15 protein-coding genes and 1 pseudogene are annotated in these 18109 nt (G+C 39.7%); 5 read left to right on the top strand and 11 right to left on the bottom strand.

Translation table 11 applies throughout. The features are described 5' to 3' along the window. Positions 1-3 precede the first annotated feature (3 nt). Positions 4-741 (bottom strand): SDR family NAD(P)-dependent oxidoreductase, encoded by a 738-nt coding sequence (locus KH400_RS19175; protein ID WP_217227476.1) that lies wholly within the window; start codon positions 739-741, stop codon positions 4-6. Between the two features lie 160 nt (positions 742-901). Between KH400_RS19175 and KH400_RS19180 the strand changes: the two genes are divergently transcribed. Beyond that, positions 902-1504, top strand: coding sequence for a TetR/AcrR family transcriptional regulator (locus KH400_RS19180; protein WP_217227477.1), 603 nt, complete (start codon positions 902-904; stop codon positions 1502-1504). 41 nt (positions 1505-1545) lie between these two features. Here the strand turns inward: KH400_RS19180 and KH400_RS19185 are convergent, their stop codons facing one another. The 5 genes from KH400_RS19185 to KH400_RS19205 all read right to left on the bottom strand — a co-directional run bounded on the left by KH400_RS19185 (position 1546) and on the right by KH400_RS19205 (position 8511). Then, entirely contained in the window at positions 1546-2070 is a 525-nt protein-coding gene (locus KH400_RS19185; protein ID WP_217227478.1) for a DnaA N-terminal domain-containing protein, read from the bottom strand. Between the two features lie 358 nt (positions 2071-2428). Further along, on the bottom strand, positions 2429-3604 hold the full coding sequence (locus tag KH400_RS19190) for an amidohydrolase (RefSeq protein ID WP_217227479.1): 1176 nt from the start codon (positions 3602-3604) through the stop codon (positions 2429-2431). Continuing rightward, positions 3604-4839, bottom strand: a complete 1236-nt coding sequence (locus KH400_RS19195; RefSeq protein ID WP_217227481.1) for a Zn-dependent hydrolase — start codon at positions 4837-4839, stop codon at positions 3604-3606. The genes KH400_RS19190 and KH400_RS19195 overlap by 1 nt, the downstream gene beginning before the upstream one ends. A gap of 18 nt (positions 4840-4857) precedes the next feature. Continuing rightward, positions 4858-6048 (bottom strand): hypothetical protein, encoded by a 1191-nt coding sequence (locus KH400_RS19200; RefSeq protein WP_217227483.1) that lies wholly within the window; start codon positions 6046-6048, stop codon positions 4858-4860. Between the two features lie 348 nt (positions 6049-6396). Next, positions 6397-8511, bottom strand: a complete 2115-nt coding sequence (locus KH400_RS19205; protein WP_217227485.1) for a glycoside hydrolase family 3 protein — start codon at positions 8509-8511, stop codon at positions 6397-6399. 360 nt (positions 8512-8871) lie between these two features. On the opposite strand from KH400_RS19205, the gene KH400_RS19210 reads away from it, so the two are divergent. The 3 genes from KH400_RS19210 to KH400_RS19220 all read left to right on the top strand — a co-directional run bounded on the left by KH400_RS19210 (position 8872) and on the right by KH400_RS19220 (position 12193). Continuing rightward, positions 8872-9789 carry an AraC family transcriptional regulator gene (locus tag KH400_RS19210; protein ID WP_217227486.1) on the top strand — a complete coding sequence of 306 codons (918 nt, stop codon included), beginning with the start codon at positions 8872-8874 and terminating at the stop codon, positions 9787-9789. A 97-nt stretch (positions 9790-9886) separates the two neighbouring features. Further along, on the top strand, positions 9887-11140 hold the full coding sequence (locus KH400_RS19215; RefSeq protein ID WP_217227488.1) for an amidohydrolase family protein: 1254 nt from the start codon (positions 9887-9889) through the stop codon (positions 11138-11140). Between the two features lie 195 nt (positions 11141-11335). Beyond that, positions 11336-12193 carry an MBL fold metallo-hydrolase gene (locus tag KH400_RS19220; RefSeq protein WP_217227489.1) on the top strand — a complete coding sequence of 286 codons (858 nt, stop codon included), beginning with the start codon at positions 11336-11338 and terminating at the stop codon, positions 12191-12193. A gap of 186 nt (positions 12194-12379) precedes the next feature. Here KH400_RS19220 and KH400_RS19225 read toward each other — a convergent pair whose 3' ends face one another. Genes KH400_RS19225 through KH400_RS19240 form a run of 4 tightly spaced genes read right to left on the bottom strand, consistent with a single transcriptional unit; the run spans position 12380 to position 15197 of the window. After that, entirely contained in the window at positions 12380-12502 is a 123-nt protein-coding gene (locus KH400_RS19225) for an AgrD family cyclic lactone autoinducer peptide (protein WP_217227490.1), read from the bottom strand. 5 nt (positions 12503-12507) lie between these two features. Continuing rightward, positions 12508-13077, bottom strand: a complete 570-nt coding sequence (locus KH400_RS19230) for an accessory gene regulator ArgB-like protein (protein WP_217227491.1) — start codon at positions 13075-13077, stop codon at positions 12508-12510. Continuing rightward, complete coding sequence (locus KH400_RS19235; RefSeq protein WP_217227492.1) at positions 13070-14368, bottom strand: hypothetical protein; 1299 nt, start codon at positions 14366-14368, stop codon at positions 13070-13072. The genes KH400_RS19230 and KH400_RS19235 overlap by 8 nt, the downstream gene beginning before the upstream one ends. A gap of 40 nt (positions 14369-14408) precedes the next feature. Further along, the gene (locus tag KH400_RS19240; protein ID WP_217227493.1) at positions 14409-15197 is read right to left on the bottom strand and encodes a sensor histidine kinase; all 789 of its coding nucleotides are present in this window, start codon (positions 15195-15197) and stop codon (positions 14409-14411) included. An 881-nt stretch (positions 15198-16078) separates the two neighbouring features. Here KH400_RS19240 and KH400_RS19245 point away from each other — a divergent pair. Further along, positions 16079-17203 carry a glucosaminidase domain and LysM peptidoglycan-binding domain-containing protein gene (locus KH400_RS19245; protein ID WP_217227495.1) on the top strand — a complete coding sequence of 375 codons (1125 nt, stop codon included), beginning with the start codon at positions 16079-16081 and terminating at the stop codon, positions 17201-17203. Between the two features lie 122 nt (positions 17204-17325). Here the strand turns inward: KH400_RS19245 and KH400_RS19250 are convergent. After that, positions 17326-18109: pseudogene (locus tag KH400_RS19250) on the bottom strand (ISL3 family transposase); the annotation flags it as partial.

Here is an 18109-nt window from a genome sequence, read left to right on the forward strand (position 1 = left end):
TTATTATTGTGCTGTAAATCCACCGTCAACAACTAGGCTGTTTCCTGTCATAAATGTCGAGTCATCACTAGCCATGAAGAGTACTGCTTTTGCCATTTCTTCTGAGGTTCCAAGACGTTTCATTGGCGTCGCCGCTGACAACTGATTTTTTACTTCTTCTGGAATGATCGGTGTATCAATATATCCTGGGCATAGGGCATTAACGCGGATATTGTTCTCTGCATATTCAAGTGCGAGAGAACGTGTTAAGTTGACCACACCAGCTTTTGCCGCGTTGTATGCTGCGTTTCCAGGTGCACCAACCCATCCGTACATCGAAGCCGTATTTACGATTGTACCGCCACCAGCTTTTAACATTTCACGGATCGCTCCCCGGGCTACTAGGAAGACACCATCCAAGTCAACATTGACTGTCTTTCTCCATTCAGAGTACTCTAGTTCATGCGTCGGAAGCGTACGACCAATTCCTGCATTGTTAAATACAATATCAACTTTACCGAATGTATCGATTGTTTGTTTATAAATATTTGTTACTTCTTCTTCGCTCGTAATATCTGCTTTTACAAATAACGCTTCAGCTTGGAGACCTTTTAACTCTTCCTCCATCGCTTTTCCTTTTTCCTCGTTTAAGTCAACGAGTACTACTTTCGCTCCTTCAGCAACAAATAAGCGTGCAGTTGCTGCACCAATACCGGATGCACCTCCAGTGATGACTGCTACTTTATCTTGTAATTTACCCACTATGAAAACCTCCTGTATAATAAAGGTATATACACTTTTGTAAATGCTTACAATTTAATTTTACGCCAGTAACTATCGGGAACCAATCATCAATATCTTTTGAGATGCTTATTTAATAGACACTTTCTATCATTCTGTCTAATTGTTGGAGGTTGTACATATGAGCAATCAGGAAATAACAACAAAGAGGAAAAATCGAACAAAAACACACTTAAAGTCTGCACTGATCGCAATGATTAAGGAGAAGGGCTTCCACGCCGTAACCGTAAAGGACATTGTAGACAAAGCTGATTATAACCGTAGTACTTTTTATATTCATTATCAGGATAAATTCGAGTTAGCAGAGGACTTAATGGAATCGATGTTTACCGGGGTTGAGGAATCGGTAGGGAAACCGTATGTCCCTGATCGAACCATATCGACATCTAAGCTCGACGCCAATTCCTTCTACTTTGTTTCCTTTATCTGTGAAAACCGGGATTTTTTTGAGCTGATCAAATACGAGGACACCATACCGGGCTTACAAAAAAAATTCCAACAAACGATTTTAACCATCTATCAGGAGAAATTCATATTTGAAACGATCCACAACATCCCGGTTAATATGGATTATTTCACCCGCTATACTGCATTCGGATTTTACGGGCTGATTTCAAATTGGATTACAACAGGGTTCCATGAGTCTCTAGAAGAGTTTATTAAAGAGGTTATTGTTTTGTCGAAAACGCATATACAGTCGCTGAAGTATGTCGGGGAGAAATGATTGGGTGCCAGGCACCATAAAATGGTGCCTGGCACCCAAGATTACTTATTACCCCTTGTTTCTTCAAGATAACTTAAAACCTCATCTAGCTTTGATTCTAAACTATCGAACTTCGCCTCAACGTCAACCTTTTTACTAGGTAACGTATGATCTGATGCTAAGAATTTACCTTGATCATCTAGTGAAGCTATCTCTACAGTTATATCGTTCCCGCCAGTTATTTCCTTAATCGAATCTTCAATCATTGGTCTATACCTGTTCTCCACCCAATCACGCTGAAATAAGTTATTGCAAGTAATGGTTAGAGTATCATTTTCAAAAGACCCTTCCAAATTGCTAAACCACGTCGCAAACGATGGCCCTGAAATTTGCGCTTCTACACGATTCAATACATCATAAAAAAGCTGAGAGTGGTCCGACTTGCTTTCAACTACTACCGGTTGATCACTCGTCTCTTCTAGCTGTTCTAATATTTCGGTTATTCGACTCTCTTTTTCCCTTAAATCCTTCTGCATTTCTTTGAGTTCTACTATTACATCAGCTAGATCAATTTTACGATCGCTCATTTAAACACACCTTTTCACCTTAATTTTCTTGCAGTGCCAGGCACCATAAAATGGTGCCTGGCACCCATGGTCCGGTAGTCATACCATTGTTCAGCAATTCCTAACCGAATGACATTGTCATTAAATCTTCGAAAGCTCCATTCCTTCAATTATATCTGCCAGTTTCACTTGTATAGATTCTTTCCTCCTTTATTCATAAAATAGTTTCCAATCGTTTATTTGATATCCATTCATTATAATTTCTCACAACTGTGAATTGCAATAGTCCACAAACGCATAAAAACCCCAAACCACTTTGAGATTTGGGGTTCATCGCATTCTTTATGTTAATAACCTCTCCCTTTCAAAGAAGAGTCGTTCAGTCGTTCAAATAGGCCCACGCATATTGAGCATACAGCTCCGCCCCTGTGGCAAGAGCGTCTTCGTCGATATTGAACTTCCCATGATGATGAGCCCACTCGGTATCCTTGTTTGGATTACCACTACCAACTAATGCAAAGCTTCCAGGTACTTCATCTAGGTAGAAGCTAAAGTCTTCACCGCCCATGGTTGGTTTTTCGTAATAGATAACGTCTTCACCGAAGGCTTCTGCTGCTACCTTTTGAACAAGTTTCGCACTTGATTCATCATTAATGACTGGCTGTGTCCCGCGAATGTATTCAACAGTTGCAGTTGCCCCGTATAGAGCAGCTACTTGATCTGCGTAATGAGTGAGTTGTTCTTCAATATGATCGCGTGTCGCAGGATCAAAGCAACGAACGGTTCCTTCAATGACGGCATTTTCTGCGATCACATTGAAGCGAGTGCCAACCGTCATTTTTCCAACTGTTAATACCGCTGGTTGCTGCGGATCAATCGTTCTTGAAATCACTGGCTGAACATTCATCACAAACGATGAAGCTACAACCGCTGCATCAACACAGTCTTGAGGAATGGCACCATGGCCACCTCTTCCTTTAAATGTGACCGTAAAAAGGTCTGCCGAAGCAAAGGAAGGTCCCGGATGACAGCTGACCTTATGTGTTGGCATTTGCGACCAAATATGAATCCCAAATACATTGTCGACGCCTTCCACAGCCCCTTGCTTCACAAGTTCTTTCGCTCCCTCTGCCACTTCTTCAGCCGGTTGGAAGATCAGGCGAACATTCCCAGGTAACTCCTCTTTGCTCTCACTCAAAGCCTTTGCGGAAATTAATAACATCGCCGTATGCGCATCGTGGCCACAAGCATGCATCTTCCCGTCCTCTTTGGACGCATAAGGCAAATCTTTGTTCAACTGTTCAACAGATAAGGCATCCATATCCGCACGAAGGGCTACTGTTTTACCAGGCTTGCCACCAGTAATTTCTGCAATCACCCCTGTTGGTTTTGCCCGTCGATAAGAGATTCCTAGGTTCTCCAAATACTCACAAACAAATCTTGTCGTATTTTCTTCTTGCCAAGATAACTCTGGTTCACTATGGAGCTTTCTTCGTAGTGCCGTTAGTTCTTCCTTATACTCGCTGATTGCTTCTTTAATTTTTTGATGAATCATTACGACTGCACCTCCGTTAATTTCTTCGCTGCTTCATAAAAAATTTGAACCGCTTGAGCAATATGACGTGCATCAGACCATTCTTCCGGACAATGGCTTAGCCCTGCTTTACTTGGGATAAACAGCATTCCCACATCAGTAACATCAGAAAAGACCATGGCATCATGTCCTGCCCCACTATTGATCGAACAATACGGAGTGTCGAGCTCACTGCTCATCTCTTTTAAAAGCGAGCGAATCCCCTGATTTAACGCTTTAGGTTGAATATATAGCATCTGTTCTGCTTCGATTTCAATTCCGTTATCGTTATGCTCCTCAAGGGTTCTTTCCATGTTTTTGATGACGTTTTGCACATGTTCTTCTTTTCCCGAGCGAATGTCAACGGTAAACACCACTTTATCAGGGATAACATTTGCACCATTGGGATATACATTCATGCGACCAACCGTAAGCACTGTTCCGTTCCCTTCTTCGGTCGCGAGCTCTGGCAAGCGGCTAATAATTTTCGAAGCCGCAAGTAAGGCGTCTGTGCGTCGGTCCATTGGAGTGGTACCTGCATGACCTGCCTGTCCCGTAACTGTTACTTGATATTGTGTTAAGCCAACAATCGCTTCTACTACGCCAATCGGAATGTTCTTCTCTTCTAAAATCGGACCTTGCTCGATATGCAATTCTAAAAAGGATTTTATTGTTCCTGGTTCTCTTCGTTTTGGAAGCGTAGGATCAAGTCCGATCTCTTTCATCGCCTCTACCGTTGAAACCCCATCCTTGTCTTGTAGGCCTTTAAACTCCTCTTCACTAAGGAGGCCGGTCATTCCCCTTGAGCCCATCAGGCCACCACCGAATCGCGAGCCCTCTTCCTCAACAAGTGCTACGACTTCAAGTGGGTACTTCGGTTTGAGGCCCTCTTTTTGAAAAAGATGTGCAACTTCAAGTGCAGCCACGACACCGGCAGGGCCATCATAGTCTCCACCGTTTGGTACGGAGTCAAAATGTGAGCCGAGCAGCACACTCGGTGCCCCCTCGATCGTTCCCTCAAGTTTTCCAAAGATATTTCCAAACCCATCTTCACGAACCGTCAACCCTGATGCTTCCATCTGTCCTTTGAGATAATTTCGTGCTTTTAAGTCCTCCTGACTGTAGGAAAGCCGAGTCGTCCCATTACCTAGTGTTGCTGTATATTTACTTAATTCCTCTATATGTTGTGTAATCTGTTCTTTTAATAATTCCTTCATTATAAAACCCTCCATTTTTTATAAAAAGCCAACGAAGATTCCAGCTAATACAACCGATACAATCGTTACCGTAATGAACCCTCCAACAAGCATTGGTGGCAGCATATGACTCAGTAACACGTCTCTTTCGTTTTCATCTTCCGTTAATGAATGGACAACTTCTCTCGGAATGATGTAGTCAGCTGGGAAACCGTATAGTGCCGTTAATGAAACAGCAAATGCCATATTCTTACTCACCTTTAAGATCTTGCCGACGATCGCAGAGAAGATATACATGCCGATCAGACCGATAATGATCGTACCGATAAGCGGGTACAAGATACCCAACATCATCGTTGGAGTTGCTTGGTTTAACCCATCAAAGATGAATAGCATTAACGCAAGAAGGGTAAAGCCAAAACCATTTGCATTTTGCAATATTTGCTTTTCAAGGAAACCGACACTGGAGGCAATGACCCCGAACAATAAGCAAAGGATGAATGGACTAATGTCAACAACTGGTGCTAGTAACGTCGACGTAAGGTAAGCTAGGTAAGCTACTAGAGAAAGCTTGAAAAATTTATAGAAATTAGTATTATACTTTTCAGGCATTTTCCATCTCGTTGCACCTGCTTCCACTGTGGCAGCCACTTCTTCCTCCTCAGTGAGCTGCTTCTTTTCAAGTTGTCCATTGCGATATAGATTTAATAGATGTTTTCCTTCTCTCTTTAAGAGGACCGATGTAATTGGGTAGCCGGCAAAACCTTGGATGACATAGATGACAATGGCAAATACCGCTAGAGTGGTGAGCCCTGCAGCACCAGCTGCTTCCGACATAATTAATGAAGAAACAACGCCACCTACTAATGGTGGAACCGCAACAATCATCGTTTGATAGCCGAATAAAAGCGTTCCAACTGTCATTAGGATCGCAACAACCCCTAGAATCCCAGAGAGGGCAATCAAAATCGTCTTCCACTGTTTTTTCAATTCATTAAGGGAAAGCAATGTTCCTAAATTGGTTATTAGTAGATACATTGCCATCGTCGCGACGACCGGCGGGATACCCGCTATCGCTACGATATCTTGAGGGAAGAATGTCCAATATCCTATAAGGAACAGCGCCGCACATACGAAAACCGATGGTACCCAGGCCTTTGTGCGCGTTGATACAAAATCTCCAATAAATAAAATAAAAGTTAAAATGACTAAAGCTAACATCTGCGACATAAGGAACACCTTACTTTCTCTGATAGTATGAATTTTCGTTATGATAGAATAGTAAAATAATAATATAATTTCAGTTTTCAGTCAATTTAAATTTTTAGATTTTTTAAAATAGCGCTTACATTTGGGGGTTGATGACAATTCGGTATTTTTTTATGGGTATATAAAACTTTTTCTATATATTTTTATTGTGGTGCCTGGCACCGCACATCAAGACTTATCCACAAAATAATCTGAGTGACCTCGAGCCGATGGCGCCTGAGCTAGACAAAAAAAGCAGAAGTTAACTCATAGTGTTAACCTTCTGCTTTTTGTCATGGTGCCATGTCATGGTGCCTGGCACCCCTATCCTTAATAACTCAATCCATGACCTAGCTTATAAACATTGCCGTCACGATCTTTGTAGGCATAGGTCATTCCTGCTGGCATATACTTGTCTTTATCATAGCCTGGTACATCATTCGGTGATACACATTCGCCATTTTGGTAAACAGCAATAACCTCTTCACTTGCCGGTAAGGTTAAAGGTAAGACACCTGTTGGTTTATGATGTCCAGCGATCACTTCAAACTGTGCATCGAAGAAGGTGTCATAGCCTGCAATCAATGCATCAGCCATATGTTCTACAGTTCCTAAGATCCATGGCAAGATGACATTCACACTCATGACGACCTTTCCGCCGCGGCTATGGATGCTATCGGCTACTTCTTGGAGATGGTCCATCCCAGTAAGGGTTGTTTCCTGATACAATGAGCCATCCAGAGCGTAGTTGACTTTGTCCTCACAGATCTCAAGCTCCAACAGCCCTGGTGTGGCATTAAAGTATGATCCAGATTTAGGATGTAAGAACAGAATGGCAGTATCGGCTTCTTCGTAGTTATCTGTCAACGTAAAGAGTCCAAGCGTTTCCGCTTCCGTTCTCGCTTTGTCTGTATAGAAAGTGGCTCTTTCCGCTTCCTTATGGAACACTTCAACATAAACCTTTTTCCCATCGAGCTTGTCCGCTGTCAATGGTAAGGTTTCATTTGAATTCTTCAGTACAGTCACTGATTTTTTGTGAGCTTCGTACGCTTTGTCCCAATGCTCCTCTGTACTAATCACCTCTGTTGCTTTTTCTGGCTCATTGTACGTACGGTCATCAAATAGACCTAATGCAAACATTTCTGTTAAAAGTCGTACATTAGCTTCATCAATTCGCTTTTCACTTATCCAGCCTTTGCTGACAGCCAATTTAAGATTTTCAATATCGTTTGTATCGGCGACCAAATCAGTTCCTGCATTAATCGCTTTAGCAAAACGTTCTGCCTCACTTCGATCTTCCATACCCCAGCTCATGTTATTGATAATCCCACTGTCACTATTTACATAGCCTTTAAATCCAAGCTTGCCACGCAGGATATCATTTAGGAAATAGTGATTAAATGTAAATCCAACCTCTTCGAATGGAATATCTTCCTCCTCAAATTCCTGAACGACACTTTTCTTAATACTTGGAATCGAGTAATAAGGCATCATAGAAGATGTCCCATGTTCAACCGCAGCCCTAAAAGGTGGGAGGTGATAGTTTTCTAAGCTGCCTGGCGTTGGATATAGATTCCATTTTCCTTCTGCATAGTGAGGGTCAAACCCATTTTCTCTCGATCCCCCACCTGGGAAATGCTTCGTTGTCATCGCGATACTATCTTTTCCTAGTGTTTCTCCTTGGAATTCGTCAATAATGCGCCCAATCGCATCTGCAATAAATTCCGGATCCTCTCCAAACGTACCATACGTACGTTGCCATCTCGGATCGCTAACAACATCAGCCATATACATATAACCTTTTCTTAAACCAGTCGCATTCCACTCTTTCCTCGCGATTCTTGCAAAATCACTAATTAAAGAGGCATCGCCACCATTTTTTATATCGCCCTTTGCCGCTGCTGCCAGCCCTAACGTTCCTGGCCAGGTAGAGAAGATCCCAATGGCATCATTCATGCCGAAAACAGCTTCTCCATTTTCATTTCTAGAGTTTGAGGCAATGATAACAGGAATCCCTAGGCGTGTTTCCTCCGCTACTTCATTTAGCTTGTTCACCCATTCCGCCATCTCAGCTGGACTGAAGTTATCTCTTAAAATGAAATGTCGTAGGTGCCTGTTTTCAATCGTATGCGTCGTTCCATAGACTTTGCTAACAGCGAAAATCGTTTCACCTTTTTCAATAATACTTTCATCTAATACACCATCATGGCTTGTCTTGCTTTTATCCTCTTGAGCAAGACCCATTTTACGTGAATTAATGAGCATCATCCCGATTTTTTCGTCGATAGTCATCAAAGAAACAAGATTCTCTGCACGCTCTTTCGGACTTAAACGCCAATCCTCATATGGATCAAGCTTTCCATTATTATTTAAATCTTTAAAAATGAAACCATCCTGTTCAATGAGTTTCTTCGTTTTCACTTGTAACTCTGGTTGCTTATGCACGTGAACTCCCCCTAATCGGTTTTAATGTTAACTTCCCTTCGTTGACATCGAAAGGGAACGATTTATTCTTCAAATGAAATTGCATGCTCTTAATACAGATGAATGTCAGCCCCATCATCAGATATCGTGACGACTTCATCCACTGGTGAAATGATCACCCAGTTGAACAGATGAAAGGACAATATTATCGCTGAGGCTCAAGTGTCCTGCACCCTTCCCCCCAAAAAGATAGGGCTTACATTTCATCGGAAATTTATTAACTGTCATATATAGTGATATAATATCAATTAAACAAATAAAATATATTGCTGTTTTTGCTAAAAATATTGTATATCTTGCTATAAAAAAGAGGAGCACTATATGAAAGAATCTACATTTATGCCAGTGATCAATAAGAATTTTGAGGTTTTTTACTGGAGCAAAAAGTATAGATCACATTATTGGAGTAGGCAACCAGACAAATCGTTGGAGAACTATTCCGAGATTGAGCCGCTATTTCGAACGCACAGTCACGACGCAATGGAGATTCTCGTATTTTTAGGAGGAGAATGTGAATTTTTTTGTGAAGGTAAAACCTATTCCCTCACCAAAGGGGACGTTGTCATCATTCCCCCGTACGCAGTACATCAAGCAAAAGTGACTGACTTTAATACCTATGAGAGAATCGTATCCACCATCAGCAAATCGCTATTGGCAGAATTTTTATCGATTTCTCCTTCCATGAATGAAAGCCTTATTTACCATAAGACTCAAGGTTCTTATGTTGTTCACCTCCATGCCAAAAACTTAAAGGAGATTCTCTCACTATTTCAAGAAATAAGTGATCGTAAAAAAGAAAATGGTGATCACCATTCATTTGCCTTACATTACCTATTATTTCAAGGTCTCCAAATGATCTTACATCCTGCTAGTGGAGAGCCAACTAATCATTTAAGAAATGAACACGATCAACGCTTAAACGCAATCATTGATTATATTAAGACGCACTTGACTGATCCAGATATGAATTTGGACAACGTTTCCAGTCATTTTCATTTAAGTAAATATTATTTTTCTCATTATTTTAAGACCCATATGAAGGTGCCCTTTTATCGATATGTATTATTGAAACGGCTAGCCACAGCTGTTACGTTAATTAAGAAGAACGAGCTCTCCATTGAAGAGATCGCCATTCAATGCGGTTTTCAAGATTATTCTAGCTTTTATAGACTCTTTAAAAAGGAATATAATTTATCGCCTAAAAATTTGCAAAAGGAGTTTAGGGGTCGCCGAAATTAATAATGGTGCCAGGCACCCTTTTTGGGGTGCCTGGCACCATTATGGATAAAGTTCTATTTACAAATGTAATTAAAAGGATGTAAAGGAGTCAGTAACTATGAAAAAATTTATTAATGCGACGATATATGGAGAGCCAGATTCTAATGAAATTCTAGTTGAAAACGGTCAATTTAAAGCAATAGGTCATGATTTAGAAAACGCGGATGAAGTGATTGATTTAGAGGGCCGTTTAGTATTGCCACCTTATGTCGATCCTCATTTACATTTAGATTATATCTTTTCAGGGCTAGGCGAAGGAAATGCAAACGTCTCAGGTACATTATTTGAAGGGATTCAGCGCTGGAGTGATAATAAGAAATCATTGACCGAAGAGATGGTACGTAAGCGAGCAATCAAAGGAATTCAAAAAGAAGTAAATAAAGGGATCCAATTCATTCGTTCACACGTAGATATTACCGATCCAAACTTAACAGGGATGAAAGCTTTAATCAAACTACGTGAAGAATTAAAAGATGTCGTTACATTACAACTTGTAGCCTTTCCTCAAGAAGGATTCTTCAGATATGAAGGGGCCGAAGCTTTAATGGAACAAGCACTTGAAATGGGAGCTGATGTAGCCGGAGGGATCCCTCACTTTGAAATTTCCTATGAGCATGGGGTTGAATCATTAAGACGCATCGTAGACCTGGCGATAAAATATAACGTAATGATTGATATTCACTGTGATGAAAATGATGACCCAAATAGTCGCTTTCTAGAAGTGTTAAATGCGCTTGTTATGGAAAAAAACTATGGGAAATATACGACAGCCAGTCATACATGTAGCTTTGGTGCGGTCGAGAACAGTTATGCGAATAAAATGTTAGGTTTATTTAGAGAATCAAAAATTAATTTTATTTCGTGTCCTACTGAAAATGCCCATTTACAAGGTCGAGGTGACAATTACCCTAAACGCCGTGGCCTCACACGAGTAAAAGAGCTCTTAAATAACGGAAATCATGTCGCGTTTGCTCAAGATTCAATTGCCGATTACTGGTACCCATTAGGGAATGGAAACATGATGAACATTTTAGACAATGGGATCCACCTCGCTCATTATACACACATTGATGAAATTAATAAGGCGTTTGACCTGATCACCTACCACGGAGCAAACATTATGAGAGTGAACGATGAATATGGCATTGAAGCCGGCAAACCAGCTAACTTTATCGTCTTAGACGCACAAGATGCCTATGAAGCGATCCGTGAGCGTGCAGAAGTACTAGCATCGATTCGTAATGGCGAATATCTGTTCAAACGTGAACCACGAAGAAATGAAGTAGAAATCGAATTTTTAAAGCAATCATAAGTCCAAGCTGCTCCCATCAACACATCTGTTGGTGGGGGCTTTTTTGTTTGTTGTGGTGGCCTTGTTGAACGCTGTCAGTACTTGAACAGCTCCCTACGCTATCGTTGTAGAACCAGCCACTGCAAGGTTGGTTTGTCAGCTTAGAATTAGGATATAATGATAACGGTACAACCATTCTTGAAGGAGTTCGAATACATGCAAACAGTACAAAAGCTTTCCAATCGCCTCTTATACCTCCCTCCATATCAAAAAACAGATCGCCCGATATTGGCAGCGGTCGTCGGAGACGAGCAAACACTGTTGATTGATGCTGGGAATTCTTCTCGTCATGCTAAACGATTCAAAGAGCAATTAGCTTCCTATCATGTTAGCGGAGATCTTCTCGCTCTTACCCATTGGCATTGGGATCATGTCTTTGGCTTGTATGAAATGGATATGCCATCCATCGCCAATGTCATCACCAGTGATAAAATAAATGAACTACAGAAGTTTTCATGGGAAGACAAGCCGTTAGATGAACGTGTCGAAGCAGGGATTGAAATTCCGTTTTGTGCAGACGCGATAAAACTAGAGCTCGGAAGTAAGCGAGAGGTTATCATACCAGATCCGACGATTATTTTTGAAAAGCAACTAAAACTAAATCTCGGTGGGATTACTTGTATCATTGAACATATCGGCGGAGATCACTCACCTGACTCGAATCTCCTCTATATCCCAGAGGAAAAAGCGCTGTTTCTCGGTGACTGCCTTTATGCAAATATGTACGCAGAAAAGTGGCACTATACGATTGAAAAGATGAGTAAGCTGCTAGAGGCGATCAAAGGTTATGATGCAGAAATTTACTTTCTCTCTCATCACCCAGCACCATTAACAAAGGCTAAATTTGCTAGCTTTGTTTCAATATTGGAAACAAGTGCTAGATTAACAAAGAAACATGAAGGAGATCTAGAGAAAATCAAAACAGACATGTCCGCGTATTTCGAGCGTGAGGTAACTGAAGACGATGTAGAAATCATCACGTACTTTGTGAACGGGTTTCTCTATCATAAGTGAAAGGGCACGGAAAAAGTGTGAAATTCACTTTTTCCGTGCCCTTTATGAATAGGCCTGCCTGTTACTTTTGCCATACATTCATCGACAGTAACTTCCTCTCATCCTGTTGTTCAAATTTTGAACAAACTTCAGTCAAGAAGCCTTCCTCTTTATATGAGACTAAATCGTACTTCTATGCGATATCTCTTATTTCGCTTTCTTTAAGCTTTCGGGAATTTTTGGAGCATGTAATGCGGGACTAGAAGCACTAACAAATACCTTAGATAGGGCAAGCGTCATTTGTGATGCGTATTTTGCAGCTTTTTTCACAATTCTCATCTCCCATTATTGATCAATGTATTGAGTTTATACGTTAATGTAATACTAGCTGGTGTTAGTAACAAAGCTTGTAGTAGTGAACCAAAAACAAAACCAGGTTGTCCAAAAAGTAGATAGATAAGCATACCCATACAAACAGAACCGATAGCAGCGTATTTCTTTTTCCTCTCCCACTCTGTTGAATGCTGTACTTGATGTGGCTCATAGTAAGGTGCATATAAGACTATTAAAATGATCGTACTAATAAAATAAACATACATGAGCCAAGGAGAGACAGGTAGCCACACAAAAGCACTAATTAAAAATAGAGACGCAATTGAACAAGCAAGCGAGCTTTCAAGGTGAGCTCCTCCAGTTAAAACACGAAGGAGCATAAATGATAGGATCACTTGTAATGTTAATGCCAATACACCTAGTAATGCACCCAATACTAGTGCTAATAAAAAAGTAAACAACAAATTAATGACGATCGTAAATCCGAATACAAGAATATCATGCGGCTCTGTTTCATCAGGATTAGACTTTTTTATATGGTCGGCACAGGCCATCGCCCATCTCTCAAACAAACTCAACACCCCCACTTTTTGTTAAAGGGACATAGATGCGTATATGGACAGGTTTCAATTCCGTATGAACAGTCCCATCACCTTTCTTGAATCGTAAAAGGGCATCATATAGCTGCATTTCTGCGGATTGCTCTTCCCTTATATGAATAGGACTAGATATCTCATAAAGAATCCCTTGATTGTTAATTTCGATATGAAAATCAATTCGTTTCTCTCGGTCTTCGGGCGATTGGTAAAGAACTAAAATTAAATCATCTAAAATAATACTAAGGTTTCTTACTTGCTCTAAAGTAATTTGTACTTCATCTTTAATGTCAGTTGTAACATCAATAGAAACGTTGAGAAAAGCAGCTAGTTTTCGTTTATTAATAAGAAGCGCATAAAGCATTTCATCTAACTGACCTAACCCAGAGCGATGGTTAGTTTCCAGTAAACCTGGAGGTGGAGCTGGATTATGATACAACTGGTTTTCATCCAAATACTTTTTAATTAAATGAGAGGAATCACTCTCGCAAAGCTTAGAGATGGCTTTGAAATGTCCTTGATAATCTTCACTCAATTTCTTTACAATCGTTGCTGTTTGTTGTTCTTGATCTAAATAAAACTTCTTTGCTTCTGTGATCCTCTTCTGCTGAAATTGGCTATGTATAATGATATAGACTGTCAACATAACAAACGTGAGAATTAGCGTAATGATGATTGTAAAAAATTTAAAAACAAAATTTTCGGTCAGGAAAATAAAGTTAATTAGGCAGATAAATACAAACATTAAGACAGAGTGGAGAACTAGGATGTTTTTTGAGCTTTTACTCATTGATCGATCTTCTATCAAATATCGTAGCTCACTCAATTCGAATTTAATCAAATGGGCACCATAGCATATCCCTAAAATAAGAGCCGCGGTAAATAGTTGTATCGTTGCTGTGACTGGTAAAGAAAAATAAATTTGAACATATGGAAATTCCAAAGCTTGAACAACGGCTTCGATAATTAGCATTTGTACAAAATTATAAAACCCATATCCCATACTAGTGATGACATAAGCTTGCATAAAGTTAACTTTAAAGAAAAACTTCACAAGAAATAGTAAGATCAAAATTTGGATCCCAATAATGATTGCTACATGCAATGGTGTCATCCGTAGCAATATCGAAAGCAAACTCATAATAAATGCTAATAAAATTATTGGTTTGAGATAATTACGATAATAGTACCCTAGAAAGACGATGGGAATCGATAAAAGGGCAATCCATTCAAATGAGGATACTATAAACGGTACGATATAGTTCATATTGATTTTTCTCCTATCTACTACTATGAACAGTTATTGCTTATTTGTTAAAGGGGGAATTCTGACTTTCTGGAATTTTGATCATCACATGTGCACCTTTAGGAGGTTTGTTTTGAATCTCTAGTGTTCCTCTTAACGTCTCAATAATCGTTTTACATATAGATAGTCCAATCCCTGTCCCTTCGTCTTTAGTCGTATAGAACGGATAAAAAACTTGCTCAAGTTGATCACTAGGAATACCAGGTCCAGTATCAATCATTGATATCGTAACCCATTTATTCTCTCTTGTAACTTTGATATCAATAGCCCCATGCTCTTCAATCGCTTCGATTGAGTTTTTAATTAAATTGATGACTACTCTTTCAAAACGGTTTGCATTCCCAAAAATATACGTTTCATCGGATAAATCCGCTTTTATTTCAATGTTTTTTTCAGCAGCGTGGACTTGATAGATGGTTACAATCTTTTCAATACTATGATTCACATCAATAAGCGAGAGATTGTCTTGATGTATGTGCGAATTCGACAAACTAAGAAGCTCTTGAATTAACGATTCCATCCGTGTTGCTTCTTCCTTAATAATAGAAATATAATGAGAAGTATCCGGGTTCTCTTTGATATTCGGTTTGTTTTCTAGCACTTGTGTGAAACCCATAATTGATGTTAAAGGATTTCGAATTTCATGGGCAAAAAAAGCTGCCATTCGTCCAATTACAGCATCATAGTGATCACTCGATGTCTCTGTTTTCTCCAATTGTTGTTCGATTTTTTCTTTTTGTTGTTTTTCTTCTTTTTTAAACCACTTTTTTTTAAATATATTACCCATCATTCAATCTCCTAAATCTATTTGTCGAATAAAAGTTAATCAATCTATGAAAGTTTGTTAATCTACGTACTTTATTGCAATAAATCCCTTGTGGAAGAATAAGCCATATATTATATAAGATTTCGACATTTATGATGAGAAACCTCTCAAAATTTAAAAAATGTCAACTTTTTTCGAAAAGTGCCTGAGGCTTAGCTGTGAACTTTCTATCCCCATCAGGTAGTAGGAGATTTTTATTTGTTTATTAGGAGTTGTGAGCGATTGTGTTTTCTACTAATCGAAATGTCACTATGACGCTTGTAAAAATGTCATAAATGCTCTTGCCCATAACCACTCCGCTTTAGGAATTGACATCTTTCTATTCTCCTCCACCCTCTACTATAAGATTCATGATAATTGATACTCCTGCTTATTGACCATTTCATATTCCTCCAATTCCTTCTATTCTTTAAAAGTCGACCAGTCTAATGTGAAGGTTCTTAAGGTGACTTTTCAACAAAACGTGACATCTCCCTTATTTTTCACAAAGAGACAAGACTTAAGTGAACGCATTCATTATGCCCGCGGAATACATGTGAAAGCAGCTTCTACAGCCCCCCTAGGGACCTATGAGCATTTTGTTTGAAAAGAGGGGAGATTCCGTCCGTGGTAGGCTACCTTGTCATTCCCAGCAACGCTTTTATTGAGGGATGCATTGACCTTTCCCCCATCTCCTTATACCCCTTTTTCATATAAAATCACAATCTATGAAACTTCCAATTTTTCACTACTAGGCAAGCTCTATTAAATAATTATAATTAATCTTAGCGCTTCTTTTTAGCGTGATCACTTGTTTGTCCAAAAGACAACATCATATCTTATACATCTTGAAAGGGGTTATTATATTGTCAATTAAAAGAATAACAACTGCTGTTATCATAGCTTCTTTTCTTAGTTTAGGAGTTTTTCAGCCTTCTTTCATTCCACTTGGACAAACAACAAATGTAGAGGCTTCAAGCCTGTTTCGTCCTCTTCCGTTCGAAGATGCAGACTTAGGGAGAAACTCACATGCCTATTTAGGTAAAACTCAAGCCCCGACGGAAGACGAAAAAGAAGCCTTCGTGAACCAAATGACGGAATACGGAATTCAGGCAAGCAAACAATACGGCATGCCAGCAAGTGCGATTATCGGTATGGCGATTATTGAAAGTGGTTATGGAACAACAAGAACAGCCCACTTTGCAAACAACCTTTTCGGCATTAAAGTATGGGGATTTAACCCACCTAATGCATGGCAGTTAAAAGGGCAGCCTGATGAAGATTTTGATAGATCAATACCTGTAATTGCTAACTATGGTCCTGATCGAATCGTTTTTGATGAAACACAAAGACGAGATAATTGGTACCGTCATTTCGATTCTTATGAGCATTCTGTACAATTTTTAACGGGTAATCTGTTAGTCAACCAACGCTATCATTTTGCGATAGAAAACTATCAAGATCGAATAGCAAACGGTTGGAATGTTGAGGATGCTTCAAGAGAGTATCTATATGACATTGCAAACGCTGGCTACAATCACTTAGGCGGGGATTATTATCAAGAAGTAGTCGGTAAACTCATGGATCAGTGGGATTTATACCGTCACGATGTCATCGAGGATGTACAAAAAGAAGAGGATACGCCAACCTCAGGTGTGTATCACACGGTAGTTTCAGGTGATACGTTGTGGAGACTATCCCTTCAATATGGAACAACAGTCGATGCTATTCAGTCAGCGAACAACTTAACATCTGACATGTTATTTCTTGGACAAGTTTTATTCATCCCTGTCAATCAACCTGTTTCAGAACCAATCGATACGGAACCCCCAGCACCAACAGAACCTGAACCAATAAAAGAAGAACCCGTTGTTGAACCTACAACTGTCGTTGAAGAAGAACCAGTAGAAGAACCTGTGGTCGAAAAGACGAGAGGAAACGGTAACAATAATGGCGGAGGTAATAATGGTGGCGGCCCTAAGAAAAGATAGTTGAGGTTATCAGTTGCCTGTTTCTTGCTATAGATTAGAAATAAAGAAGATAGCCTTTTGGCTATCTTCTTTGCATTTTATGGTTCTAAATCAAATGTTGGGGTAGGCTATGTGCCTACTCCCTACCCTATATGACTTTGAATTCCTTTCCATTGATGATGGAGTAAAACCCTCATCCTAAAACGATCATATCTGCGAAACCCAAATGCATTACGCTTAATTACCTTTGTTTGATTGTTCAACCCTTCCACAAAACCATTTGAATAACCGAACGCAAAGCTATTGAAGATTTCTGACTGCCAATTTTTAAATGTTTCGATGGCAGAACGAAACGCATCAATACCAGAAGCCTCAACCTTCTCATAATACTTATAAAGACCTTCTTTGACGGAAATCATATCTGTAGACCCTTTTTGCTTGGCCATTTCAAACCATTCACAATAAGCTTCTTTAAGCTCGTAAGCTTGTTTCAGCTCCTTAGACATGGAAAGGTACCTCTCTAAATACCACTGTTGCTTCTTCGATAAATCTCTCTTTCTCTTATTAAAGACATGTTTCATTTGCTTACATTTCTTTTCTATCATAATCGTGAAATTCTTTTTGAGCTTGTCTACGAACCTTTTCTAATGCCCAATAAATATAACGACAAAAATGGAACCGGTCCGCGATGATGATCGGCTTTCCAAGAGCTTTTTTCACAGCTGATTTAAAGCTATGACTCATATCCATAACGACTATTTCCACTTGATGACCTTTCTCCTGTAAGTATTTTTTAACGGTTTCTACTTTACGATTCGGGAGAATATCTAGCGGTCGACGGTTAACAGGATCAGCGATAATCACCTGGTATTTCCCTTCATTTGTATCACCTTTATATTCATCAATCGCAATGACAGGCGGAAGAGC

This window comes from Desertibacillus haloalkaliphilus (assembly GCF_019039105.1).
Taxonomy (GTDB): domain Bacteria; phylum Bacillota; class Bacilli; order Bacillales; family KJ1-10-99; genus Desertibacillus; species Desertibacillus haloalkaliphilus.

What these genes read in the sequence shown, in the direction of transcription:
- KH400_RS19180 (WP_217227477.1), top strand. Translation starts at nt 902, where the DNA reads ATGAGCAATCAGGAAATAACAACAAAGAGGAAAAATCGAACAAAAACA.
- KH400_RS19190 (WP_217227479.1), bottom strand. Translation starts at nt 3,604, where the DNA reads ATGATTCATCAAAAAATTAAAGAAGCAATCAGCGAGTATAAGGAAGAA.
- KH400_RS19195 (WP_217227481.1), bottom strand. Translation starts at nt 4,839, where the DNA reads ATGAAGGAATTATTAAAAGAACAGATTACACAACATATAGAGGAATTA.
- KH400_RS19210 (WP_217227486.1), top strand. Translation starts at nt 8,872, where the DNA reads ATGAAAGAATCTACATTTATGCCAGTGATCAATAAGAATTTTGAGGTT.
- KH400_RS19200 (WP_217227483.1), bottom strand. Translation starts at nt 6,048, where the DNA reads ATGTCGCAGATGTTAGCTTTAGTCATTTTAACTTTTATTTTATTTATT.
- KH400_RS19215 (WP_217227488.1), top strand. Translation starts at nt 9,887, where the DNA reads ATGAAAAAATTTATTAATGCGACGATATATGGAGAGCCAGATTCTAAT.
- KH400_RS19220 (WP_217227489.1), top strand. Translation starts at nt 11,336, where the DNA reads ATGCAAACAGTACAAAAGCTTTCCAATCGCCTCTTATACCTCCCTCCA.
- KH400_RS19235 (WP_217227492.1), bottom strand. Translation starts at nt 14,368, where the DNA reads ATGAACTATATCGTACCGTTTATAGTATCCTCATTTGAATGGATTGCC.
- KH400_RS19185 (WP_217227478.1), bottom strand. Translation starts at nt 2,070, where the DNA reads ATGAGCGATCGTAAAATTGATCTAGCTGATGTAATAGTAGAACTCAAA.
- KH400_RS19240 (WP_217227493.1), bottom strand. Translation starts at nt 15,197, where the DNA reads ATGATGGGTAATATATTTAAAAAAAAGTGGTTTAAAAAAGAAGAAAAA.